Genomic DNA, 25793 nt, shown 5'->3' on the forward strand with positions numbered 1-25793 from the left:
TTCTTCTTATGAAACCATGACTTGAATGTCGAGTTCGCCAATCCCTTCCATTAACAACGGAATGCATAACGCCTTACGTGTGGGTAGGTCGTTCTGCCCCGTCTTGATGATGCGAGGCGGAGTGATATCCACGATAATCCCCTGATTTGATAAAATCGTACTCGCGTTGCCACTGATCATATTTCCAAGCTCAGAGATGGCACTCTGCCCCATCTCATCCATTTCCGTCAACACGAACCCGCCCATCATCGCCGATACAATCCGTAAGGCTACGTTCTCTTGCAAACCAAAGACGACCATACCGCTAAAATGACCACTCATATCAATCTGAATCCAAATATGATCCTGGGCCGGAACTACATCCTTAATCCCTAAATTGCCGGTAGAAGGGCAAACCTGTACTACTTGTTCAATCACTGACCGAGCTGACTCAAGAAAAGGATTTATCATTTCCGCTTTCACTATTTGGTCCCCTTTTCACAGAAAGTTAATCGATACTAAAGTCCCGTAATTTGATTAGAATATATTATACTTTATTCCCAGATATAAGTCATTATAAATTGATTTATGCTGAATGAACTAGAACTTTGTCATGTGATATCGTGACGGACACCATGTCATTGCCTTGCACTATAAAAATCACCTATAATTATTAAAATAAATATAATAAGATTTATGACCGCACTCGGCGGACCTAAGGAGTACGGTGGAAGAAAGGAGGACATGGGATGAATATCAGTCAACTGGAGACACTAATCACCATTTCCAAAACGAAAAGCTTCCGCAAAGCGGGAGAACTGCTGAACTTGACCCAGCCTGCCGTCTCAGCGCAAATCAAAAGCTTGGAAGATGAATTCAAAACCGTCCTAGTCGACCGCAACCAACCAGTAACACTAACGGACCGCGGTCAAGTATTTCTGGAAAAGGCGGAGCAAATTCTCGATATCGTCGAAGAACTGAAGCAGAAGCTATCCGATATGGAGCATACGCCGCAAGGGCATATTGTGCTTGGCACGACGACCTCTATCGCCATTCAAATACTGCCACGGATTCTATCCTATTTCCAAGATCAATTCCCACTAATCAAGACGACCATTCAATCTATGCCCTCGTCGCTTATTTATCAGAACGTGGAGCAAGGATTGGTGGATATCGGTATAGGCTACCTGATTGAGAATAATCCCCATGTATTATCCTCAGTGCTATACTACGATACGTTTGAACTGGCTGTATCTCCACTTCACCCCTTGGCCAATACGGCTTCGCCTACACTAGACGCGTTGAAGGATGTTCCACTGATCATGCTCTCCCCGGATACCGTTGGAAGAATGTTCGTTGACACTCTCTTTAAGCAGCATGGCATCGAACCCCATATCGTCATGGAACTCTCCAGCAGTGAGGAAGTAAAGCGAATGATCGAAATTAATCTGGGAGCCGCTATCATTTCCAAACAGTCCATTTTGCGTGAGCTTCGCCAGGGAACCTTGAAGACCATCCCTATTCCTGAACTGAAGGTCACCCATCCAGTCGGCGTCATCTATAAGTCCAGCAGATATATTAACTCCGCGATGCAGCAATTCCTTGGCGATTTGAAAGGGATGCCGGAGACCCATTTTATTAGCTCAGAATAATCTCAAACCTTAAGACAGCTAAGAAAGGAGTCCTTAATATGAAATTTGATCTTCATACTCATCATCTCCGTTGTGGTCATGCCGACGGCAACATCTCTGATTATATTGAAGCGGGAATCGCCGCCGGATTGTCCGTCATTGGCATCAGCGATCATACCCCTTACTTTGGGAGTGAAGAGGATCAAGCTCAGCCACGCATTGCAATGGCCAAATCTGCATTTGCAGGTTATGTCGAGGAAGTACTGTCCCTGAAGCAGAAGTATGCAGGAAAGATCAATGTCCTGCTCGGTATCGAATCAGATTATTTTCCAGAACACGTCGAGATTTATAGAGATATCCTCAGCCAGTATCCGTTCGATTACGTAATTGGCTCTGTGCATAGCGTCAAGGGTGTTAGCATCTTCAATAAGAACCGCTGGAAAGGACTTAGTCCTGAACAGAAAATTGCTGACAAAGAAGCATACTATGAATTAATTCGCGATTCGGCACGCTCCGGGATGTTCCAGATTCTCGGTCACATCGATGCCATGAAGGGAAACTATCCCGCCTTCTCGGATATCCCCGCTACAGCTGCGATCGATGAGACACTACAGGTGATCGCCAATCACGAAATTGCAATTGAGATCAACACCTCCGGCAAGACAAAGCTGTCTGGAGGCTGGTATCCTTCCGATTCCATCCTTGAGCGGGCACTCCACTATGGAGTTGAAGTTACCTTCGGATCGGACGCCCATACTCCATCCCGGGTCGGGGATGAATGGGACGCCGTAGCCACCCGACTGCGTGAGATTGGATTTGATCATTGGGTATACTTCAAAAACAAACAAAAGGTAATTGTACCTCTTTAAGAGGAAGTTCTAAAATCCACTTTTGATCACTGAAGTCACTCGAGAAGCGGACTCGGCATCGAATCTTGAACTCACCCGGGTCTTCCGATGCTCACGTACATGCTCAAATAGACAAAAAAAGGGAACCCGCGCATTCACGCCGGATTCCGGATTCAAATATATTCAAAAGGGGGTCATGTATTAAGTGTACCCCCTGACTGTTAGGGTTCGATCACAGTAATATTTCATTTGTGTAACAAATCACTTTAAGATTAAAAGAGAACCTTATGAACACCTCTTATAATCTTAGCGAGTACACTTTCAATCGGCTGTATGCATGATCACGATAGCCTACGCTGTTGTCCGCATACCCCTGAAAGGATAAGCCCAGCTTCTGCAGCACCCGTTCGGAAGCAGGATTGTCTACCCCACATCGTGCCTCAACCTCATTCAGTCCAAGCACATCAGTACCATAGCACAGTACCAACCCAGCAGCTTCAGTCGCTAACCCCAAGTTCCAGAAGGAAGGCGAAATCAAATACCCTAGCCGCGCTTTGCCGCTCATTTCTGACCACTGTTGGAGGGAGCAGATGCCAATGACCTCCCCTGTCTCTTTCCAGATCACCGCGAAATGCAAATCATGCAAACTTCTATAAGTCTCTTCAAAATAGCGATATAGACGCTTCGGAAAAAGCAAGGTATCCGATTGAAAAGACATATGCCGCTCGATCCTAGGATCTGTCACATATTGAAATAATAACTCACTATCCTCAGACTCTATTCTTCGCAGCAGCAACCGTTTGGTCTCCAATACAGGAAACTCCTTCTTCAGTTGTTGCTTTATGCTTAGCCGCTGCTTCATATCCACGTTCTCGCTCCCTTTCAATGGCAGCCATACTGCTCCCGAGTCTCCCAAATAAATAGAGCAACAAATAACAAAAGGCAGTAATCAAAAAAATCCATTTGCAGAAGCCTATCGCATGTCGTAAATTATCGATTTGCAAAAAATACTTCACCGTCTCCCGCAGTACAGTCATCGGGCTACGCAGAATATCCCAACTATTCCAGCGAATGAAACGACCTAGATAAATCCCGAAGCTGCTAAGTAACAAAACGACAATAGCAAAACCCCAACCGATGAAGCTGCCGTACGCTCTCCGTACCAATTGATGCACCGAAGCGAGCGCCAGCGAGCCTAGTGCCAGACCAATAATGGCCGTAAAGAATACCGTATTCAAATGATTCCAGAAGGAAATATCCTCCCAAAAGCGTGATGATTGTGTCGGATAACGTACAAAAGGATGCAGCATGTCAGTAATCAGATAAGCTGCATTCGGATAGAAGAACAGCCATAACATACCAACTATCAAATATAAGCTTCTTCTTAAGGAACGAGATTCAAACAGGCTGACCAGATCCAGAACTACCGCAAGTCCAAGCGGAATCCAGGCGAGAAATGTGTTCCAGATCAAAAATAAATAAGGAGGTCTGCCTCCGTCCGGTAATCTAGTCTCCGCTACATATCTCATTCCGATAATAGTTGCGATGAATAGCATGATATAGATAATGAGCTTCATCGGATAACCCAATTCCTTGAATCGCTGTTGCAAGGCATTCTCCTCCTCTCGGCCTACTAACGAAGCATGTTCAGATTCTGTATCTCATATACGTATCGGGGTAACGGATAGTTACGGCGCAGATCAGATATATGTGACAATCGATAATTTGCAAGGTCAGCCCTTCTATTTATTCCTTCTCCTCATTGCGCAATACCATATGAATATGATCCTCCCATACACCATTGATCTTTAAATACTTATACGCCAATCCTTCATGATAGAAGCCGAGCTTTTCTACAACCTTCAAAGACGCGCCATTCCTTGGCATAATATTCGCTTCGATTCTATGCAAGCCTAGCTCTCCAAAGGCATATTCCACAACCCGCTGTAGCGCCTCCGTCATGAATCCCTGATCACGCTCTTGTCCATCCAGTCCGTATCCCAAATGACAGGATTGGAAAGCCCCTCTTGCGATATTGCTTAGCGAAATAGAACCGATAATCCGCTCTGGCTGATCTTTACGAGATATCCACCACTTGCACATCTCACCCCGGTAACTCATCATTATGCTTTGTCTAAGCTGCTCTTTTTGATACAATTCTGAATAGTAATCCTCTGTTCGGTACGGCTCCCATTCGGCCAAGGATACACGGTTATCCTGAATATAACGGGTTACAGCAGCACTATCCTGGTCATCCAGCATTCTCAAGATCAGACGATCTGTATAAAGTATAGATTTCATCATTAACCTCACATTTCCAGTTCAATAACTTTGATCAGATTCGAATCGATAAAGGAGCGCTCTTGTATGCAGCCGTTTACTGTACAGGTTATTCATATTATTTCATCCATTCCGAAAGGGAAGGTAATGACCTACGGTCAGATCGCCAAAGAGGCCGGAAGCCCTCGCGCGGCCAGACAGGTCGTACGTATTCTTCATTCCATGAGCCGCAAATATCAGCTTCCCTGGCACAGAGTGGTGAACTCACGGGAGAAATTGCCCTTCAGGATGATGAGGGCGCTTCGCTTCAGAGAATGCTTCTGGAGGCAGAGGGCGTATACATCGGGCTTAAAGGAGGGATCGATTTAGAGCAATACATGCATCAACCCTCTCCATCATCCGTACAAAACAGCCCTCAACAAGAACTACTTTAATTTATATTCAGTCAAAAATTGTTGGATACGCTTGTTGATCTGTTTGATATCCGGCCCTTTCGCCAGGTCATCGGTCAACTTATATTTCTCCTTCAGCTCAAGCACCTTGTACACACGATCATTGAGTACGTCCATCGGGATCGTTCCCTGCTCTACAGCAGCGGTAATTGCTTGAATGGCTGCCTTCTCCTTCTCGAACTCGTGTCCGATCAGCAAGATATTTCCGCCTGCCAGAACGAACTGAACGGCGGCATCTTCTATTGTATAATGCTCAGAAATAGCTCCCATCGTCATATCGTCTGAAATAACGACCCCGTCGAAGCCAAGTTCATCGCGTAGCAGTTCTTGAATTACCGCCTTGGAGAACGATGCTGGATGATCCGGATCGAGATGCGGTATCAGCAGATGAGCAACCATCACAACGTCAGCATCAGCCTCAATCGCTGCCTGAAAGGGAACGAGCTCCAGCTTGCGCAGTCGTTCCATGTCATGCTCAACGACTGGAAGTCCCAGGTGTGAATCAACGGAAGTATCTCCATGTCCCGGGAAATGCTTGACGACAGGGATCACCCCTCGCCCACTCAGCCCCTTCATCTCTGCAAGCCCCATCTCAGTGACCGCCTGGGCTGATGAGCTGTACGAGCGGTCGCCGATCACCGGATTATCGGGATTGCTATTGACGTCTAGCACAGGAGCAAAATCCAGATTTAATCCGAATCCAGCCAATTCCGTGCCTATAATATCTCCCAGTTCTTCCGCCGCCTTTGCATCTCCTACCGCGCCGATCTTCGCTGCAGCTGGCAGCCTGGTATATTCGACAGGCATTCGGGAGACCCGTCCTCCCTCCTCATCGACGCTGAGGAATAACGGAACCGGATTATCTTTATTCTCCTGCTTGAGCTGGTTGAACAGGGATAAAGCTTGTTTCGTATTCTCTATATTATTCTTATAGAAAATAACCCCTCCAACATGCTGCTGTTGCAGCAGTTCCCGAATACTGTCATTGCTCGTAGTCCCGTCCATGCCAACGATGAACAATTGTCCAATCTTCTCGGACGTACTAAGCGAATCCAGCTTCACCTGCACCGGATCTGCAGGCTCGGGCGATGGAGATGGCTGGTGATTCCCTTCACCATTCTGCTTGCCCGTCAAGTTTCCATCTGTCTCAGATGACGTGTTTCCACCATGATCGTTATGACCAGAGTTCGAACCACCGCTACCACTACTGCAACCCGCGACTATTAATACAGCTGCAAACAGGGGAATACATACATATCGAAAAAGAACTCGTTCTCTCATTCCTTATGCCTCCAGTAAATGATACCTTGTAATGACCCTTTACAAATGAGCCGATCCCTTTCATTGTAGCTGTGTTTTCTTTATTTTTCCAGACGCCTTGAATAGAAAAGGAGACATCCTACTGAACAATGTCTCCCCTTATCCAATTTACCTCTTACTAATACCACTCATGCAGGAGCTGCTCTATCTGCTTCTCCGCTTCTTCCATAGAACTCGCAGTAATCGTTATAAAATCACTGTCCACATAATTCTGCTCCGAGTAGGCGTATCGTTTGTCATAATAATGAAGTAGCAGCAATTCCACAGCTCGCGCATATTCCCCTTGCTCTAAGCAGTCAGCAATTTCTGCAGCAATAGGTACATGAATCTTCGAGCGTATTTTCTGAAAATCAGCGATACAATCCTGTGGATACTTCCAAGGCTCATAGTCATTCAAAATATTTTGCACGCGGACTTCGAGTGGTAGCTCCAACTTAACATGTCGTCCATAATTCTTCTTAGACAAGATGAAGTCAGGCACGCAAATTTTACCGATTCGCTTGCTCTCTGCCTCCAGCATGATATAGTCACTCTGTTGCTGACGTAGTAGCTCATCCAGAAGCAAGGAATCGAACATCCTCTGATTATTTGCTTGCAGTCCAATATGCCCGAAGGCCGAACCACGATGACCGGCCATTCCCTCCAGATCAACCACCGGATAGCCCTTGGCCTGCAAATTACGTAAAATAACCGTCTTCCCATTTCCAGTATTCCCGTGAATAACTAGAGCATTTGGTTTAAATTCCATGACCATGTTCTCTAATGTCGCGACGACCCATTTCCTATATTCCTGGTAGCCTCCAGCTAGTCGATAGACATGAATATCCATCAGAGACAATAATGTCGCTGTCGTCTTGCTACGCATGCCCCCCGCCAACAGAACACGGACTTGGGTCCTTGTATATCGGCAAATTGACGGATAAACTGGGAAGCTTGGCAGACACAATCTCCAAGCCCCGTTCTTTGGCAGCATCAACGCTTACCCTTTTATATAACGTTCCTATCTCGGCCCGTTCCTGATCATCAAACAAGGGAATATTAACACTGCCTGGAATCGTCGATTCGGCATATTCTGAGGGAGAACGGACGTCGATCATCGTCATACCCTTGTCTTTTTCTCTAACCACTCCGTAATGCTAAGATCCTGAAACATTAATCCCTTTCCCTTCCTGCTGCTTGTAGAGGTTGTTTAACCTTACTATTCAACGACAATACGGCCTGGGTGCTGATCTGTTACTTCACCAATCAGACTCGCCTCAACCCCTGCTTTAACTAGCTCATCCAGCAAGGAATCAGCTTCTTCAGCCGCAACGGCAATCAGCAGACCACCTGAAGTCACAGCATCGCAGAGAATCCAGCGATCGATCTGATCCATCGTATCTGGGAACGAAATATCTGTCTCCACATGAGCGAAGTTATTCTTCGTTCCGCCAGGGATGAACCCATTCTCGGCCAGCTCGCGCACGCGTGGCAGCACTGGAACCTGATTCTGCTTGATATGAATCCCCATTCCACTTCCTTTTGCCATTTCCAGAGTATGTCCCATCAAGCCGAATCCAGTCACATCAGTACAAGCATGAACCGTGTAAGGCTCCATAATTTCTGCTGCCTTTCTATTCAGCGTCGACATCACGCGAGTAACACGCTCTGTCTCCTCTGCAGTAAGCTGACCTTTCTTGATCGAGGTCGTCATAATTCCGACTCCGATTGGCTTCGTCAGAATCAGCTTATCACCAGCCTTCGTACCGGCATTCGTTCTGACCTTGTCCGGATGCACTAAACCAGTAACAGCAAGGCCGAATTTAGGCTCCTTATCATCGATCGAATGACCACCGACCAAGGTTGCTCCAGCTTCCCGTACCTTGTCCGCAGCTCCACGCAAAATATCAGCCAGAATATTCTTGTCCAGCGTTGAAATTGGAAAAGCTACAATGTTCATAACTGTCAAAGGCTTACCACCCATTGCATATATATCGCTAATCGCGTTGGCCGCAGCGATCTGTCCGAAGGAATACGGATCATCAACAATCGGCGTAAAGAAATCCAGCGTTTGTACCAGAGCAAGATCGTCGCTGATTTTATATACTCCTGCATCATCGCTTGTGTCCAGGCCGACCAACAAATCCGGATTTGGCTCTGTTGGCGGTAAGCTACGGATTACCTGCATTAGATCTGCAGGACCTATCTTGCAGCCACAACCTCCTTTGCTTGTTAAGGTTGTTAATTTCACTGTATTGGAAGCTTCCATGTAAACGTCACTATCCTTCCTATCATTTATTGCTTGCCATAAATATTTTAGATATACGTGTCAAAAGACTGGTATTCAGTACCGAGAAGGTTGGATGAAGCTAGGTACTGAGGAACGGAACGTACGTAGTTAATCGTACTCCTATACCCTAATGTAAGGCAACTACTTCAAATAGTATTGTTACTCTTCAGCAGAAGCGATAGTCTCCGACTTTTCCACAGTTTTGATACGAAAAATAAAATAATAGTACATAAACGAGATAAGTAGTAGGATACAACCTCTGCCGATCCAATTCTGCATCACAATAAAGGATACTGTCATCATAGAAGTAGCTAGTATAAGTATACCGATTTTGGCGCGAAGCGTCATTGAACGAGAGTTAATGAATTCTTCTAAATGTTCCTTGTACAGCTTCGTATCGCAGAACCAACGGTGAAACCGATTCGAACCTTTGGAGAAGAAGAACGAGGCGAGAAGCAGGAACGGGGTCGTAGGCAGTACGGGAAGAAATACTCCAACCGCCCCTAAGCCTAAAAACAAAAAACCTAATGTTACATATAAATACTTCATCATTGGCCTCCTAAGTTAAGGTGCAAGGTCAATTTATATATTTTAAATATAAGTGAAATAGTTCACGTGAATAGGAACGGGCTAATATCATATTAGCTTCGCTAACCTTAGCATGCGGCATCGGAGATCGTCAATCCGAAGGCTAGCGCGTATCTTTCTGGTATCCTTCCTTCTTTTTTAGTGCGTGTTCAAAAAGGCCGGTTTTCAGCACCAAGAAGGTTGGATGAAGCTAGGGACTGAGGAGCGGAGCGTACGTTTTGGGTACGTGAGCACCGGAAGGCCCGGATGAATTCAAGATTCGATGTCGAATAAGCTCTCCGTGTTACTTCGTGATCAAAAGCGGATTTTTTGAACAACCTCTTTAAGACAAAAAAATTCCTATACCCCAGTCTATTCATGGGATATAGGAATCCATTCTACGCGCGGTATTACACTCCTAACCAACGCTTGAACATATGCTTGGTTGTCGCTTTATTCATCTCAGCGATCGAGGTCGTCAATGGAATGCCTTTTGGACATGCACGTACACAATTCTGCGAGTTGCCGCAGCCCTCAATGCCTCCATCTTCCATCAGTGCTTCAATCCTCTCCTCGGCGTTCATTTCACCTGTCGGGTGAGCATTGAACAGACGCACCTGAGAAATCGGAGCTGGACCGATAAAGTCTGTCTTCTCATTCACATTCGGACAAGCTTCCAGACAGACGCCGCAGGTCATACATTTCGATAGCTCATATGCCCATTGACGCTTCTTCTCTGCCATTCTTGGTCCCGGACCGAGATCATAAGTACCATCGATCGGAATCCAGGCTTTTACCCGCTTCAGAGCGTTGAACATCCGGCTGCGATCGATAACCAGGTCACGTACGACCGGGAAGGTACGCATCGGTTCGATGCGAATCGGCTGTTCCAGATTATCAACCAGAGCCGCACAGGCCTGACGCGGCTTACCGTTAATCACCATCGAGCAGGCTCCACACACTTCTTCAAGGCAATTCGATTCCCAGCACACTGGCGCAATATGCTCACCCTTGGCATTAATCGGATTACGCTGAATTTCCATTAAAGAACTAATTACATTCATACCCGGGCGATAGTCAATCTCGAATTCCTCGGTATAAGACTTCGTCTCCGGTCCGTCCTGGCGCGTTATAATAAACTTTACTTTTTTGCCTGCTGCTCTTGTTTCCGCCATTGCCATTGGTCTCCCCTCCTACTTATCCTTCGAATAGTCGCGAATACGCGGCGGAATTAGTGATACATCAACATCTTCATACGAAATCTGTGGCCCATCCGGCGTCCAAGTCGCCTTAGTCGTCTTCAGGAACTCTTCATCATTACGTTCTGGATAATCCGGTTTGTAATGGGCGCCGCGGCTCTCATTACGGAGCAAGGCACCAAGTGTCATCGCTTCAGCCAACTCCAGCATGTTCCACAGTTGACGGGTAAAGGCAGCCCCCGTATTATTCCAGCGCGAGGTGTCATTAACATTGATATCTTTATAGCGAACCTTCAGTTCTTTGATTTTGTTAATCGTTGCTTCCAAACGGTTGTTATGGCGAACTACTGTCATGTTGTCCGTCATCCACTCACCAAGTTCTTTATGAAGCGCGTAGGCATTTTCTTTACCATCCATCTTAAGCAGTTTCTCGAATTTATCCTCTTGAGCCTTACGAGCATTATCCTGCATTGAAGAGCTCATATCTTCGACCGATTTCTTCAAGCCGCGGATATATTCCACTGCCTTCGGACCAGCTACCATTCCACCGAAAATAGCGGACACGAGTGAGTTCGCACCAAGACGGTTCGCTCCATGATATTGATAATCGCACTCTCCAGCTGCAAACAGGCCTGGAATATTCGTCATCTGATTATAATCAACCCACATGCCGCCCATTGAATAATGGACCGCCGGGAAGATCTTCATCGGAACCTTACGCGGATCATCGCCTACGAATTTCTCGTAGATCTCGATAATACCGCCGAGCTTAACGTCCAGCTCCTTCGGATCTTTATGCGACAAATCGAGATACACCATGTTCTCGCCATTGATGCCAAGCTTCTGATCCACACATATAGAGAAGATTTCCCGTGTGGCAATATCCCGTGGAACGAGATTTCCGTAGGCTGGGTATTTATCCTCAAGGAAATACCAAGGCTTACCGTCTTTATAAGTCCAGATCCGTCCACCCTCGCCGCGAGCTGACTCCGACATCAGACGCAGCTTATCATCGCCTGGAATCGCCGTTGGATGTATCTGAATGAATTCACCATTAGCGTAATGAACGCCTTGCTGATACACCGCGCTTGCTGCTGTTCCCGTGTTAATAACAGAGTTGGTCGTCTTACCGAAGACAATCCCGGGTCCGCCTGTTGCCAGAATAACAGCATCCGAAGCGAAGGTTACGATCTCCATTGAGCGCAAATTTTGCGCTGTAATGCCGCGACAAGCTCCTTCGTCATCAAGAACCACCGATAGGAACTCCCAATTCTCATATTTGACTACAAGGCCTTCTGTCTCATGACGGCGTACCTGTTCATCCAGAGCATAGAGCAACTGCTGACCTGTCGTCGCACCGGCGAACGCCGTACGATGACGCTTCGTACCGCCGAAGCGGCGGAAATCTAGCAATCCCTCTGGAGTACGGTTAAACATAACTCCCATTCTGTCCATCAAATGGATAATGCCTGGAGCCGCTTCGCACATCGCCTTCACAGGCGGCTGATTGGCCAAGAAATCACCGCCATATACGGTGTCATCGAAGTGCTCCCAAGGAGAGTCGCCCTCTCCCTTGGTATTTACCGCACCGTTAATTCCACCCTGTGCGCACACCGAGTGCGATCTCTTAACCGGAACAATTGAGAATAGATGAACCTGAACCCCAGCTTCGGCCGCCTTAATCGTAGCCATAAGCCCGGCTAGCCCTCCACCGACGACCACTATGCTTTGTTTCGACATCCTTTTCAACTCCTAAAAGTTTTGTGAGCTAAGCTACTAGATTTACTTCGTACAAAACTTACATCGTAAGATTTATTACCTAACCCAGCATTTTAATGGTTTGCAATAGAGACGTTGCCTCTGCAAATTCCACATTACGGAATGCGAACAGCGACCATACGAACATCGCCGATACGATCACGAACATAGTCATGCAAATATATGAGGATACACGCTGCGAGCGTGGCCCCACTGTAATTCCCCAGCTAACAAGAAATGACCACAGGCCATTGGAGAAATGGAAGGAAGCAGACACGACAGCGATCACATAAATAATAAAGAATATCGGCTGCATCATAATGTCATGCATCACACTACCCAACTGGTCATGTGTTACATTGCCAAGCGCCACTTGGATCCGCGTCTCATACACGTGCCAGATAACAAACAAAAATACGATCATTCCGGTAATCCGCTGCAGCAGGTAACGCAGGTTGCGCTCCGTTGCGAAGTTGCCATTATTCGGCTTCGCTTGAAAAGCAATATATATACCATAGACACCGTGATAAAGCAGCGGCAAATAGATGCCAACAATTTCCAGCACCAGGACCAGCGGCAGACTGTTCAGGAACGCAACACTGTCTTTAAAACCTTGACTTCCCCCCTCAACCGCAGAGAAATTCGTAAGCATGTGCTCTAAAATGAAGAAACCTAGCGGAATAATGCCCAGAAGCGAATGCAGTTTCCTGGAATAAAACCCTTTCATAAGTTCGTGTACCCCTTTCTCATCTCCATCGTCCTATTTCATACTCATACATCAACATTCGACAGCAGCCTGCAAAATACAGCGTAAATGATAATTCGCACAAACAGCCATCTATCCTGCCTTGTTACAAAAGTAACATGTGAACAACTTGTGTCACTTTCATGTTACTCCTTTTTAGCTTATAATGGAATTGCAATATAATTATTAACTGTTATAACAATTATGCATAAGATAAACTTCATAATCCGTCGAAATATATTGAATAAAGAGGGGGATCGAATTGCTGGAAGAACTGATTGTCTTTATTACCGTCGTAGAACAGTCTAGTTTAAATAGAGCTTCAAAGCTGCTGAATTTGTCTCAGCCTGCCCTATCGAGGAAGATCGCTAAGCTGGAGGAAGAATGGGGAGTCGCTCTGTTCAATCGTAACGGCAAGAAACTGGAGCTGACGCGCGTTGGTCATGAGGCCTACCTGTATGCCCTGGAGCAGCGCCAGCGTCATCAGAACTTCCTACAGTCTGTCTCTCGCTTCAAAACGGCTAATCGCAGTACTGTAACACTAGGCGCCAGTCTCACGACACTGCAGACGACACTACCTCCCTCGTTACAGCGCTGATGAATAACTACCCCGATATGGAGGTCAAGCTGCTCACCGGTAAAACCCATGAAATTGTCTCCTATGTAAAGGAGAAAAAAGTCGATATAGGCGTCATTGCGTCCTCTATTAATGAGTCAGGCTTAAAATGCATTCCACTTTTCCAGGATCATCTTGAGCTTGTCGTCCCACGAGGTCATGAGCTTGCGGAAGGTGGTCCAGTAGCGATGGAAGATCTGAACGGACGTTCGATGATTATTTTCTCTAAAGGTACATGGTATCGCAAACTGATCGATGAAGTATTCGTACGCTACGGCATTATCCCTGATATTCGGATGGAGATTGATTCTTTCGAAGCGATCGTACGTCTCCTGCCAACTTGCAAAGCTGCTACCCTACTTCCTAAATCCTATTTGCGCAATCAACTCCTGAAAGACAATGATCTAGTCACCCTGCCGATGAGAGAGCTTGCACAGACGCGTCGGGAGACCTGCCTGATCTACGGCAGCAAGACGAATCTGAGCAGTGAAATCAAAGAGTGGGTGAACGATATTCGGAGCCATTTGATCGAGATTCTTACTATATAAATAGAAAGTAAATTTATTCGAACGACTGCTGTCAGAATTAGATATGTATACAAAAGCAGTGCGCCTTCTTAGAGGCGCACTGGGGATATCAATAAGGACTTTAAGAATTCCGGGAACCGTACCGTAGGAGCCGTGATATAGATTGTAAAGGTTGCCACAGTGGTAAATCACAACTGAATAACGGGTTTAACAAACTAACGGTTGTCACAGGCGCTATTTCAGTAATTTCGTAGAATTTTTCGCTAAAACACCGTAATACCCCCTGGCACAACCGTTAAAAATTAAAACCGGGTAAAAATAGTGAATTAACCTCGATAGCAACCGTTAGAGCGCAATCAATAGGTTTACAGCAACAAGAGGTAATATAGATTGTAACGATTGCCATAGGGGTTAATCACAACTGAATAACGAGTTTAACAAACTAACGAAACTAGGTATCGCTATTAAAGCTAATTAAGGGATTAAAGCCTGTATTTCTCCCATATAACGATATGGAGTTTCCTTAAAACTATAATACGGTTGTTTATGAGGAAATAACGGTCTGGAGTTTCGTTAGAGCCTACGGGCGTGCCGCTTCCTTGCTTACTTCAAGCCCCAGCTTCCGCGCTACCCATCCCGTCGTGCTGGCCTGGACGATAATCGTCAGCATAATAGCCATAAAGGCAATCGCTGATATAATCTGGGCATTGGCTACGCCCATCCCTACGATCATGCCTGATAAGGCCGCAGGAATGACTCCCGTCTCCCGCACCCAGCACATGAAGAGTAGTTCCTGCCAGGTCCACTTCGCCTTACGATCTGGCCAAGCACAGATCAATACCGTTAACGGACGAGCCACGAACATCAATATCAAGACGGCAGCTAGACTCTGCCAGAAGTAATGTCCCAGCGTGGTGAAATTCACCTGACTTCCTAATAGGACAAAAATAAGCATCCGCATCATTAAAGTAATGTTATCGGAGACGATGCTGATCTCGGAGTGCTTCTCTTCCATATTCAAATTGAATATATCCGCATTTCCCCAGATCACGCCGGCGACAAAAGTTGCCATAAATCCACTAAAGCCACACAGATCAGCGACTAAATAGCTAGCCAACGCACATACGATCATGACGAGTGTCGTATATTCACGCAGAATCCCGCGTCGAACATGTCCAGAGAAATAAGATAGACAGCCCGATATAACGAGGCCAACGGCAATGCCACCAAATGCTGTCTTCACAAAGTCCCATCCCATCGTGCCAAGATGAAGCTCGCCTCCTCCGACCACTGCTGCCAGAAATGCGAAGGTCAAGATCGAACCAGTAGCATCGTTAAAGGCTGACTCACTCTCCACAGTCTCCCTGACCCGTTGCTTGATGTTGACCTGTCTAAACACAGGGATAATGGATGCTGGGTCCGTAGAAGCGATCACAGCACCCGCCAGGAATGCGAACACCCAGTCTACCCGAACAAGTAATGTACGCCAACACCGACAACAGCCATCGTAATAAGCACACCAGGTACACTTAGCAGCGATAAGCTGATCCAAATTTTCTTTAGCCCACTAAGCCTTAAGTTGCGTCCTCCATCAAACAAGATCAATACCGACCCAACCGTCAGTATAATTTGATTGACAAGCGAGCCGCTCGCTTCATGAATCCAGCCCAGTCCTGGACCTAGAAGCATTCCTGTTGCAATGTAGACCGCAACATCCGGGAGCCTGAGGATAGAAGCAATTTTCCCTGAGATCATGCCCACCGTAATAACAAACAAAATCAAAATAAGTAAGTGCCTGATAGCCTCTGTAGCTGCAGATTCCATCTATTATCACACCTTAGGGATTAGATTAAGAAATATTCTCGTTCACCATCATTTCAAACTCTTCAACATTCTCATTGGAGCCGATAATGACCATAATGTCTCCGGTTTTCAATTGGTCCATCGCTGTCGGTGCAACGATCACACCATCCTCTCGGTGAATAGCCACAATTGTACAACCAAAGCGAGCTCGCGGATGAAGTTCCCCTACACTTTTACCACTAAGGCATTCCGGTACATTCATTTCCACGATGCTGTAATTTTTGGACAATTGGATGTAGTCGAGCAGATTCGGTGTCACCAATTGATGTGCTACCCGAATGCCCATATCCCGCTCCGGAGAAATGACCCGATCCACGCCCAGCTTCTCCAGTGCCCTACCATGAAGTACAGAGATCGCCTTGGCTACTACCATCGGCAAACCAAGATCCTTAAGCAGGATTGCTGCCAATATACTCATCTGAATATCATTGCCGATCGCCACGATTCCGCAGTCGAAGTTGCGCACTCCAAGCGATTTGAGAACCTCTTCATCCGTTGCGTCAGCCACGACAGCGTGTGTCAGCTTGTCGCTCCATTCATCAACTATTTCTTCATCCCGGTCGATCCCTAGTACCTCATAACCGAGACCCATCAGTTCCAGTGCCAAACTAGATCCGAAACGCCCCAGTCCGATCACTACAAACTGCTGTGTTTTCATGCTAAACCTTCCCCTTATCCAATAATAATTTTACCTTCCGGATGTCTATATAATTCTTTGCCTTTCTTCGGTCCGAGTGCATACGCCATCGTCAGTGGACCAAGCCGTCCGGCAAACATCGTGAAGCTGATAATAAATTTACCTACTATTGTCAATTTACCCGTCAATCCTACTGTCAAACCGACCGTACCAAAAGCCGAAGTCGTCTCGAACAAAATGCTAAGGAAGCTTGCACTCTCGGTTGTTGATAATACCATCGATACAGCAATGACAAGGAACAAGGACAGCATCGTCAGCGTGACCGCTTTAAAGATGCGGTCCTGAGTCAGACGATAGCGGAACAGTACCAGATCAGACCGCCCGCGGATCATCGAGATCACAGCGCCGACCAAGATCATGAAGGTCGTCGTCTTGATCCCACCCCCTGTAGAACTTGGGGATGCACCAATAAACATTAGGATGACCATGAAGAATTGAGTCGCCTGCCTAAGCGAACCCAGATCAACCGTATTTGCCCCTGCCGTCCGCGGCGATACCGATTGGAAGAAAGATGCCCAGATCTTTTCTCCCCAACTCAGAGTCTGGAATGTACCCGGATTCGTATACTCAAATATATAAATAACCACGGCTCCAACCAAAATAAGCGAAGCCGTCATGGTCAATACCACTTTGGAATGAAGCGACAACTTGCGGTTCTTTCGGAAGTCAACGAGATCCGACAACACGATAAATCCAAGGCCCCCCGATACAATCAGAAACATCGTCACCAGGTTAACAATCGGATCGCCTACATAATGAGTTAGACTCTGATAATGACCGAATAAGTCAAACCCCGCATTATTAAACATGGAGACCCCATGGAATATTCCAAAATATAGCGCACGTCCGAACGGCATATCAAATGACCAGCGAATCGTAAAGATTAGCGCGGCGCTGCTCTCAATGACCAGGGAATAGATCAGAACCTTACGAATCAAGCGAACGATCCCTTCCATCGTGTTCTGGTTCATTGCCTCTTGCAGCAGCAAACGGTCCTTAAGCGATATTCTGCGTTTGAACACGATCGAGAATAAAGTGGCCACGGTCATGAACCCAAGACCGCCAGTCTGAATCAGCAGCATAATCACGACCTGACCGAACGTAGAATAATATGTCCCAGTATCCACGACGATCAGTCCAGTCACACACGTTGCTGAGGTTGCAGTAAAAAGTGCATCAACGAACGGCAAAGATTCCCCTGTTGTGCTTGATATCGGTAGCATTAATAGCAGCGCTCCGACGAGAATAATGGCTGCAAAGCCCATTACTAAAATCTGTGGCGGGGAAAATTTGAACCATTTAACCCACATGTTTAACAGCAACTTAATCACTCCATCCTTTTTGTAGCAAAGAAAAAAAGCACTGGAAATCCAATGCCTTTTGATTGGTCCCTGCTCAAAGGCCTACGAGGTTAGCTGTCGGATTCGGACATGCACGGTTGCCCTATTCGCTTGGATCCAAAAAAATATCCAGGACTCCAGCGAAATTCACCCCTAAAAATCGGTTCCCCGTTTTCGTAAAGAAATTCGGCCGTTAGTTATTTAGTTAATTTCATTTCATTATTTTCATTTCATTTTCGTCAAAATGGATTATAAGCCTTATCGGCGTGTATCACAAAGTTTCTATTGGATTAAATAACTCGAAAAAGTCGTAAAAGGGGTGAAACTATGATCAGGGTACTCCATTATCTGAGCCGCACGACCCCTTATCGGAGAATATTGCAGGTTTTCGTATAGTACGCCCGGATTGGCGAACCTCGCCCCCTATGTTATCTTTAATTGAATGTGTTTTCCAAATTTTTTAAACACCACTTTTTAGAAAAAAGCGTTAAAGGAGCTGTAAAAATGCAAACTTCCAAGAACTCATCTGGGATATTGCTTAAACCTAAAGCACTCTGGATACTTGCTGCCATTGGATTAGTCCTCTTCATCGTCTTACAGCTGTGGTTGCCTTCTCTGAACGAGCCGGAGCAACAATTAAGTAAGAACATCAGCAAAGAGCAAGCCAGGCAAGCCGCTGCTTCGTTCGCTCAGACGGAGCTTGGCATCAACGGCGATTTTCAGAATGCTCACGTTACATACGATACAAAACCTGAATTGTATGGCTATCTGGCAAAGGAAAATTTGGTCAACAAATATTCAAAATCCTATGGCAGACAATTCCCTTATGATGTTTTTCATGTTTCCTTTAGCGACCCGGATGACGTATTAAGTCTTTTAAACATCGACGTTAATATGCAGGAAGGCAATGTCGTCGCATTCGAGAAGGTCATCTCAACGAGTAATGCTACTAAACAAACCCTGCTTGACTACGGTCGCGAGAATACGCAATCTCTAATCGCTCGGGAAGGGGATATTAGCCTGGCCGATAAGGAGCAATTGGCTCGACCTTACCTGAAAGCCTTAGGAATCAGTGAAGCCGATCTGAAGCTGGCTTCCTCCGAAGGGCAATATGGCCTGCTGTATGAATTATCAAATTACGAGATCGGGCAGTCTCAAGCTCAGATACAATTCCATTTCGAATATGGCATGGTATCTTCGATGGAATCGTTGTTCACCGTTCCGAGCTCCTACAACGATTATCTCGGCGGTCAGAAGACACTCGCCTACATTCTTACCTTTGCAGGCTATGGGTTGCTCACGTTCGTTCTAGCCGTATTAGCGATCGTGTATAGCATTTTGACAAGAGCTCATACCTCATTTAAGCGTGGTCTCTTTCTTGCCTCTCTCTATTTTGTCCTAAGTATGGTTGGAGCAATCAACATGCTGCCCTATTTGCAAAAAGATAGCCTGAGCAGCGGCATACTCGTCTTCAGCTTCGTTCTGCAGGGCGTAGTAACTCTGCTGATGTCCGGTTCCATTTATGTATCTCTAGTCGGTGGCGATGCGCTCTGGAGACAAAAAGGGCGTAATCTTTGGCTAAGAGCTAAAGAGCCCGGTTATGGTCGACACGTGCTGACAGCGATGAAGAACGGGTATGCCTGGGCGCTTATTTTGCTCGGTGTCCAGTCCATCATTTTCCTGGCTCTCGAGAATACGATTCATACCTGGTCGACAACCGACGCTTCTCAATCGACATACAACATGCTTCTGCCGCTGCTATTCCCGCTGCTGGCTTGGGTAGCAGGAATCGGGGAAGAAGCCGTCTATCGTCTGTTCGGTATCGCTATGCTTAAGAAGATGTTCAAGAGTACATTCGTAGCCAGCCTGATTACTTCGTTAATCTGGGCCTTTGGTCATACTCTATATCCGATATATCCAGTCATCTCACGGCCAATTGAGCTCATGTTCATCGGCTTGCTGTTCAGCTTTGTGTTCCTGCGTTATGGATTTATTACTGCCGTCTTCACCCACGTGATCTTCGATACGATTCTGATGGCAATCAGTCTGATGGTCATGGGCGGAGGACTAAATCTTGTTGCTGGATTATTCTATCTGATCTTGCCTGCTATCGTCGGTTATCTGATCTACCGCTTCAATCCAGCGCATAAGGATCATCCAACTCCGCCAACAAAAAAGAGGAGCCGATTATTCCGACTCCTCATCCCGAAGCGAATCTATAATTGTCTGAGCAAGTTTATCACCAATAGAAAGAGGCCGAAAATCTTCGATGGAGGCCTCTTTTATTTTTTTCAGCGATCCAAAATGCTTCAACAGCAGTTTACGACGTTTCTCGCCAACGCCAGGAATCGCGTCAAGCTGAGATACGACCATCGATTTGGCACGCTGCTCGCGGTGGAAGGATATTGCAAAGCGGTGTACCTCATCCTGAATTCGCTGCAGCAAATAGAACTCCTGGCTGTCCCGGCCAGATTCACGGCTCAGGCGGATCACCGATAATCAATTGAGCCGTCTTATGCTTCGTATCCTTCACAAGGCCGCAGACAGGAATAAACAGTCCTAGCTCATTTTCCAGCACATCCTTCGCCGCAGCCATCTGCCCCTTGCCTCCGTCCATAACGATCAAATCAGGTAGTGGCAAATTCTCTTTGAGCACCCGCTCATATCTACGCCGTACAACCTCACGCATCGTCTCCACATCGTCAGATCCTTGAACAGTACGGATTTTATACTTCCGGTATTCTTTCTTCGCTGGCTTACCGTCAATGAACACAACCATTGCTGATACCGGATTGGTCCCCTGAATATTCGAGTTATCAAACGCCTCGATCCGTGACAGATCGGTCAGGCCGAGAGCAACTCCAAGATTCTCTGCTGCCCTTGAGGTCCGTTCCTCATTCCGCTCGATCAGACGGAACTTCTCATCCAGTGCGACACGGGCATTATCAATCGCCATCTGCGTCATCTGACGCTTCAATCCCCGCTTAGGAACGAGCGCCTTCACATTCAGCCAGTTCTGTAGGGCGGCTGCCCCACTCTCTGCATCAAGCAATTCTTCACCTTCATCAGAGGCCTCGTTAACCTGCTCTTCCACTTGTTCCTCTGTCTGTTGCTCCTGCTGCACTGGCTTCATGTCCGGCAGAAGAATTTCCTGAGGAAGCGCTGGATTGTCGCTGTAATACTGTGTCACATAGGACAAGAAATCTCCATAAGCCTCTCCATAGAACGGAAATACCGAGGCATGGCGCTCGATCATTTTTCCTTGACGCACATACAGAATCTGCACGCACATCCAGCCCTTATCGACAGTAAAGCCGAATACATCACGATTTCTCGCATCATTCATCGTAATCTTCTGCTTCTCCATCAGCGCATCAATGCTTCTGATCTGATCACGCAGTTCCTTCGCCCGTTCGAAGTAAAGTTCCTCGGCTGCTTCTTCCATTTTGCGCTGAAGCTCCTGCTTGATCTCCTCATGCCCACCGTTCAGGAAAGACACGATCTCTTGGATCATCTCATCATACGTCTGCTGCGACACTTCCTTCACACAAGGTGCCAGGCATTGTCCCATATGATAGTACAGACATACTTCCTTGGGCATCACATTACATTTACGTAGCGGATACATCCGGTCGAGCAGCTTCTTTGTCTGCTGTGCTGCATAAGCGTTGGGATACGGTCCGAAATACTTAGCCTTATCCTTCAGAATTCTACGCGTGACTTCCAGCCTTGGATGAGGTTCATTCGTAATTTTGATATATGGGTAGGTCTTGTCATCTTTCAACAGCACGTTATAACGGGGAGAATGTGTCTTGATCAGGTTGCACTCCAGAATGAGTGCCTCCATGTTGCTGCCGGTAACGATATATTCGAAATCGCGAATCTCCGATACTAACCGCTGCGTCTTCCCGTCATGACTGCCTGTGAAATAAGAACGCACACGATTCTTCAGGATTTTGGCCTTCCCGACATAAATGATCGTGCCGTTCTTGTTCTTCATCAAATAGCAACCCGGCAAATCGGGCAGCAACGCTAGCTTGTGGCGGATCGCCTCCAGCGCTTGCTCCTGCTCTTGCACTTCCTTGGCATAGTTATCTGGATAATTGCTATTACTCATTGTCCTCTCCCCCTCTCAGCTTCATGATGCCCTCTGCACGAAAACGCCCCCGGACATGCCGGAGGCGTAGATGTAGCACCTTCTGAATCAGCTAGCCAAATTAATGTTTGGCGATCATGTTTTTCAGTGCGTCTTTGGAGTTCAAGCCAACAACTTTGTCGACAGGTTGGCCATCTTTGAACAATATAAGAGTTGGAATGCTCATTACGCCAAAGCGGGATGCAGATTCAGGATTCTCGTCCACATTTACCTTTGCGATCTTAACCGAATCACCCAAATCACTGGACAATTCCTCCAAAATTGGTGCTATCATTTTGCAAGGACCGCACCAAGGCGCCCAAAAGTCAACCAGAACGGTACCTGTACTTTCGACTTCACTATTAAAAGATTGATCGGAAACATTTACTATTGCCATGATATCTCCTCCTTGTATGTTACTGGAATGCCTGCATGATGCCAGCCAACATTCCCTAACTAATCGGTATAGGTTAGTTTGCGTCAAATTATGACACTATGGATTTCATTATAACATAACTTTTTAGTAAATGGGAATTCGCGTCCTGGCACCATCTTTACAAACTTGAAAGCGATTGGTTATACTAAGAATATCCAAATCCTGTTTTGTCTATGATATTTTTAATTGACAGTACATAAAGTGTTAGAAGGAGGCCTCGCCCGCATGGATGCTAACCCGCATGTGAACGACCCACGCCAGCATATCAATGAAGAACCACGTAATGATTTTTTTGATTTGATGAACGGTTTCTTCGGTATGACCACCCTTATGGCCGTTATTTTCTTCGGCATGGTCATCTTGAAGTTTATCGCCAGCTAACAAGATCGCTGGCGGTCAGGCAGCCTAGATAGAATCTTACCTATTTACTCTTCTGAATAACACAAAGAGGACCTCGCAATCCCGTTCATGGGTTATTGCCGAGGTCTTTTTGCATGATAAATTATTTATCTGATCTATGATCTCTTGCCGCGCTTATTACTACCGGTCACCGTAACCACGTCCACGAACGGAGCGATCCGATCCATCAACCGCTGCCCTTTATGCCGTTCTTCCCCATCCTTGCTTGTAAAGCTCAGATGCTGCTCCAGCGCATCCAGGGAATAATTCGAGGTGTAGAAAGTCGGCTTGCGGTTCATCCGATAATTCAGAATCGAGCCCATTACATGGTCGCGAACCCAAGGATTCAGATTTTCCGCTCCAATATCGTCAAAAATGAGCAGATCCGCCTGTTTCATCACTTCAACGGTCTCCTTCAGCTTCTGCGAATCCTGAAGCATCGATTTCAAATCCTCTACAAATTCCGGCATATACACAATCGCCCCGGAATACCCTGACTTCGCCAGCTTATGCAGTAGATAGCACATTAAGAAGGTCTTACCCGTTCCGAAGTTTCCTTCCAGAAATAAGCCTCGCGGCTGCAGTCCATTCTCTTCCGTATCGCTAATATAACGAAGCACTTGGGTCACAGCAGGAGCACGAACGCGATCCTTCGTCAGAATCTCGACTTCGTCATACCCTTCCTTCAGAGCCCGTTCATCCACATAGAAGCTGCGGATCTTCTTCTGAATCAACAGTTCGTTCTCCCGTTGCAGTTGCTTGGAGCAAGGTACCTGACGGGCGACAATTTGCGGTCCGAGCGTGTTGTTCTCTACCGACAATTTCGTGAAATGGCCGGGAAAATCATTAGGACATTGATCAAGCCCGGGACACTTGGCACAATGGCGGCTGTCATTCACATATTGATACAGCTTGGCCATATCCCGAACCAACTGCTCCTCTTCCAACTCAGGATGCTGCGCACGCAGTTCGAGTACAAGCGGATCGTTCAATAGCTCCGCCTTAAGTTGCTCCGACCGCCTGCGTAAGTTGTTATTCTTCATCCCAGACAGCATTTGACCGATTGAATCCATCGCTTCCGTCCTCCTTTCCCATTAAGCTTCATTATTCTTGCCAGCTTGCATCCGTTCCGCAAGCTTCAGCATCTCTGCGAATTCCTCATCGGAGACGCCCTCTTCCTGGGCAGAGCTTTGCACAATCGGAATTTCCGGTTTGCTCTTACCAGCAGGCTGGCGCCCTTTGTAGGTACGTCTGCGGTTTGTCCCCTCTTGCGACTCAGAGGCGGATTTTGCCTTCACCTTGGATTGCTCGCGGATGTATCCGACCGCCTTCTCATAAGTATTTATCTGCTTCATCAGCATATTGGAAGCAATAGCCTCCACAAAATTGCGGTTAATCCGCTGATCAGTATTGGAAGTGAGTAATGACATCAAGTAGTGAATCAGGACATTGATGACTTCGCCAGGCAATTTATAATTCAAATCGATCTTCGTAAAGATATCTAGTAAATTGTCCGGAACAGCTCCCGGGAAAAAGGTTCGGAGCAGGCGCGTATACGGCTCGTTGCGAAGCATCATATTGTATTGATGAATATCACATTTATTAATGAATTGCTTCGGTACCTCCAAATAATATTCCATCTGTACCGCGAACTCTTCCAATTGAGCCTCTTCTTCATGAGGAGAAGAAATAGAGACGACCTTGGCATAGGCGACCTCTCGCTCCTCCTTACGCCTCTTACCTTGGCGGAAATGGAGATTAGCCCGGTGCTGCAGTTCGTCCAGCAGGATTCCGCCACTCGGATCGAATACCCCATCCTCGTCCAGTAAACGGCAAAGATCCTGCACGCTCAAATCGAATTTATGGGCCACAAAATTAAGCACTCCCATCCCTTCCAGATTGAAGCGAAGCCCTTCAACATGAGCACGGTTCACCGAATCGCGAGGAAAGCGAAGAATAATATCCGCGTAGTTAATCTGCTCCTCTTCATCCACCATTGGCCCTCCACTCTGACGTGCTAAGGCTGTCTCGGCAATTGCCTGCTCCAATTCATAGTCGATAGAGTGGGTGTTCAATTCAAAAATATCATAGAACGGCACTGTAATATTTTCTTTGTTGTAAGACAAGCCGTACATATCCCCTGGTTCCTTACTGAAGAACCGTTCACGCAATGACAGAACAGCAAACTTCCCTATCTTGTCGCGCAGTAGCAGCGTCAGATGCTGAGTATTGAAAAATTCTGTCGGCGATAAAGGAGGCTGCAGCTCGTATTCGTACATATATTCATCACTATCCGTCATATACATGCGGCTCGTCTGCAGTAGACCGACTGCCTCCAATTTGGAAGTCTGCTCTACGAGCAAAGAACGCCCCTTCTCGCTTGGATCGATCCCCAGCGTCAAGAACAGCACCCGCTGCTGCTCGACCTGTGAATAACCGACCTGATCTTGAGGCACCTGCTCAACCAAAAGCCGATATAGTGAAATAGCAAAAGCCCCGACCATAGGTTGATAGATTAGACTTAGCGTCTTCCCGTCAACTGGACTGAGACTGAAGTCACGATATACGCAATAGCGGTGATTTTCAGTAAAATGCAGCATGTTGTTCATGCGCACAGCTTCATCGCTCCTTCACACAATTGGATTCTTTATTCTCTATTGAAACGTCTAACAAAAATCGAATCCAACTCTGAAATTCGACCCTTGAACTCTCGCACGTTCGATCAATGTTTC

22 protein-coding genes, 4 pseudogenes and 1 riboswitch are annotated in these 25793 nt (G+C 46.5%); of the genes and pseudogenes, 6 read left to right on the plus strand and 20 right to left on the minus strand.

Features of this window, described 5'->3' with window-relative positions; all coding sequences use genetic code 11:
* Positions 1–6: 6 nt before the first annotated feature.
* Positions 7–462, minus strand: coding sequence for a chemotaxis protein CheX (locus RE628_RS23565; protein WP_309155501.1), 456 nt, complete (start codon positions 460–462; stop codon positions 7–9).
* A 266-nt stretch (positions 463–728) separates the two neighbouring features.
* Between RE628_RS23565 and RE628_RS23570 the strand changes: the two genes are divergently transcribed.
* The gene (locus tag RE628_RS23570; protein WP_309155504.1) at positions 729–1631 is read left to right on the plus strand and encodes a LysR family transcriptional regulator; all 903 of its coding nucleotides are present in this window, start codon (positions 729–731) and stop codon (positions 1629–1631) included.
* Positions 1632–1669: 38 nt separating this feature from the next.
* Positions 1670–2479, plus strand: a complete 810-nt coding sequence (locus RE628_RS23575; protein WP_309155506.1) for a histidinol-phosphatase — start codon at positions 1670–1672, stop codon at positions 2477–2479.
* 277 nt (positions 2480–2756) lie between these two features.
* Here the strand turns inward: RE628_RS23575 and RE628_RS23580 are convergent, their stop codons facing one another.
* From RE628_RS23580 to RE628_RS23590, 3 genes are all read right to left on the minus strand, one after another.
* Complete coding sequence (locus RE628_RS23580; protein ID WP_309155509.1) at positions 2757–3269, minus strand: GNAT family N-acetyltransferase; 513 nt, start codon at positions 3267–3269, stop codon at positions 2757–2759.
* Positions 3229–4068 carry a DUF1361 domain-containing protein gene (locus RE628_RS23585; RefSeq protein WP_309155511.1) on the minus strand — a complete coding sequence of 280 codons (840 nt, stop codon included), beginning with the start codon at positions 4066–4068 and terminating at the stop codon, positions 3229–3231. Before RE628_RS23585 ends, RE628_RS23580 begins: the two co-directional genes overlap by 41 nt.
* 136 nt (positions 4069–4204) lie before the next feature.
* The gene (locus RE628_RS23590; RefSeq protein WP_309155513.1) at positions 4205–4762 is read right to left on the minus strand and encodes a GNAT family N-acetyltransferase; all 558 of its coding nucleotides are present in this window, start codon (positions 4760–4762) and stop codon (positions 4205–4207) included.
* A gap of 63 nt (positions 4763–4825) precedes the next feature.
* Between RE628_RS23590 and RE628_RS23595 the strand changes: the two are divergent.
* Positions 4826–5172, plus strand: a pseudogene (locus RE628_RS23595) (MGMT family protein).
* Here RE628_RS23595 and nagZ read toward each other — a convergent pair.
* The 8 genes from nagZ to RE628_RS23635 all read right to left on the minus strand — a co-directional run bounded on the left by nagZ (position 5164) and on the right by RE628_RS23635 (position 13030).
* Complete coding sequence (nagZ, locus tag RE628_RS23600; RefSeq protein ID WP_309155515.1) at positions 5164–6471, minus strand: beta-N-acetylhexosaminidase; 1308 nt, start codon at positions 6469–6471, stop codon at positions 5164–5166. The pseudogene RE628_RS23595 and the gene nagZ sit on opposite strands and share 9 nt — an antisense overlap.
* A 157-nt stretch (positions 6472–6628) precedes the next feature.
* Complete coding sequence (locus RE628_RS23605; protein WP_309155517.1) at positions 6629–7375, minus strand: tRNA 2-selenouridine synthase; 747 nt, start codon at positions 7373–7375, stop codon at positions 6629–6631.
* On the minus strand, positions 7368–7637 hold the full coding sequence (locus RE628_RS23610; RefSeq protein WP_309155519.1) for a rhodanese-like domain-containing protein: 270 nt from the start codon (positions 7635–7637) through the stop codon (positions 7368–7370). Before RE628_RS23610 ends, RE628_RS23605 begins: the two co-directional genes overlap by 8 nt.
* A 71-nt stretch (positions 7638–7708) precedes the next feature.
* On the minus strand, positions 7709–8758 hold the full coding sequence (gene selD / locus RE628_RS23615) for a selenide, water dikinase SelD (RefSeq protein WP_309155522.1): 1050 nt from the start codon (positions 8756–8758) through the stop codon (positions 7709–7711).
* A 180-nt stretch (positions 8759–8938) separates the two neighbouring features.
* Positions 8939–9331, minus strand: a complete 393-nt coding sequence (locus RE628_RS23620; protein ID WP_309155524.1) for a YbaN family protein — start codon at positions 9329–9331, stop codon at positions 8939–8941.
* Positions 9332–9756: 425 nt separating this feature from the next.
* Entirely contained in the window at positions 9757–10521 is a 765-nt protein-coding gene (gene sdhB, locus RE628_RS23625; RefSeq protein WP_309159547.1) for a succinate dehydrogenase iron-sulfur subunit, read from the minus strand.
* 18 nt (positions 10522–10539) lie between these two features.
* Positions 10540–12285 (minus strand): succinate dehydrogenase flavoprotein subunit, encoded by a 1746-nt coding sequence (sdhA, locus tag RE628_RS23630; RefSeq protein ID WP_309155526.1) that lies wholly within the window; start codon positions 12283–12285, stop codon positions 10540–10542.
* A 79-nt stretch (positions 12286–12364) separates the two neighbouring features.
* A complete protein-coding gene (locus RE628_RS23635; RefSeq protein WP_309155529.1) occupies positions 12365–13030 on the minus strand; it encodes a succinate dehydrogenase cytochrome b558 subunit in 666 nt (221 codons plus the stop codon).
* A 280-nt stretch (positions 13031–13310) separates the two neighbouring features.
* Here RE628_RS23635 and RE628_RS23640 point away from each other — a divergent pair.
* Positions 13311–14212, plus strand: a pseudogene (locus RE628_RS23640) (LysR family transcriptional regulator).
* A 559-nt stretch (positions 14213–14771) separates the two neighbouring features.
* Here the strand turns inward: RE628_RS23640 and RE628_RS23645 are convergent.
* The 3 genes and pseudogenes from RE628_RS23645 to RE628_RS23655 form a co-directional block, all read right to left on the minus strand.
* Positions 14772–16015: pseudogene (locus tag RE628_RS23645) on the minus strand (cation:proton antiporter).
* A 25-nt stretch (positions 16016–16040) separates the two neighbouring features.
* Positions 16041–16712: a potassium channel family protein gene (locus RE628_RS23650; RefSeq protein ID WP_309155532.1), complete on the minus strand. Its 672-nt coding sequence runs from the start codon at positions 16710–16712 to the stop codon at positions 16041–16043.
* A gap of 14 nt (positions 16713–16726) precedes the next feature.
* Entirely contained in the window at positions 16727–18061 is a 1335-nt protein-coding gene (locus RE628_RS23655) for a TrkH family potassium uptake protein (protein WP_309155535.1), read from the minus strand.
* 75 nt (positions 18062–18136) lie between these two features.
* Positions 18137–18293: riboswitch (cyclic di-AMP (ydaO/yuaA leader) on the minus strand.
* Positions 18294–19834: 1541 nt separating this feature from the next.
* On the opposite strand from RE628_RS23655, the pseudogene RE628_RS23660 reads away from it, so the two are divergent.
* Positions 19835–20059 (plus strand): annotated as a pseudogene (locus RE628_RS23660) (type II CAAX prenyl endopeptidase Rce1 family protein); the annotation flags it as partial.
* 219 nt (positions 20060–20278) lie between these two features.
* Here the strand turns inward: RE628_RS23660 and RE628_RS29820 are convergent.
* The 3 genes from RE628_RS29820 to trxA form a co-directional block, all read right to left on the minus strand.
* Positions 20279–20584, minus strand: coding sequence for a helix-hairpin-helix domain-containing protein (locus RE628_RS29820; RefSeq protein ID WP_375143133.1), 306 nt, complete (start codon positions 20582–20584; stop codon positions 20279–20281).
* Complete coding sequence (uvrC, locus tag RE628_RS23665) at positions 20565–22208, minus strand: excinuclease ABC subunit UvrC (protein WP_375142993.1); 1644 nt, start codon at positions 22206–22208, stop codon at positions 20565–20567. Before uvrC ends, RE628_RS29820 begins: the two co-directional genes overlap by 20 nt.
* A 100-nt stretch (positions 22209–22308) precedes the next feature.
* Positions 22309–22623, minus strand: a complete 315-nt coding sequence (trxA, locus tag RE628_RS23670; protein WP_120463350.1) for a thioredoxin — start codon at positions 22621–22623, stop codon at positions 22309–22311.
* Between the two features lie 264 nt (positions 22624–22887).
* Here trxA and RE628_RS23675 point away from each other — a divergent pair, with 264 nt between their 5' ends.
* Positions 22888–23043, plus strand: a complete 156-nt coding sequence (locus tag RE628_RS23675; RefSeq protein WP_309155542.1) for a YqzM family protein — start codon at positions 22888–22890, stop codon at positions 23041–23043.
* A gap of 134 nt (positions 23044–23177) precedes the next feature.
* On the opposite strand, the gene dnaI is transcribed toward RE628_RS23675, so the two are convergent.
* Both dnaI and RE628_RS23685 read right to left on the minus strand, forming a co-directional pair.
* Positions 23178–24134, minus strand: a complete 957-nt coding sequence (gene dnaI / locus RE628_RS23680; RefSeq protein WP_309155545.1) for a primosomal protein DnaI — start codon at positions 24132–24134, stop codon at positions 23178–23180.
* Between the two features lie 21 nt (positions 24135–24155).
* The gene (locus RE628_RS23685; RefSeq protein WP_309155549.1) at positions 24156–25676 is read right to left on the minus strand and encodes a replication initiation and membrane attachment family protein; all 1521 of its coding nucleotides are present in this window, start codon (positions 25674–25676) and stop codon (positions 24156–24158) included.
* Positions 25677–25793: the final 117 nt, after the last annotated feature.

This window comes from Paenibacillus sp. D2_2, from assembly GCF_031199965.1.
Classification (GTDB): Bacteria; Bacillota; Bacilli; order Paenibacillales; family Paenibacillaceae; genus Fontibacillus.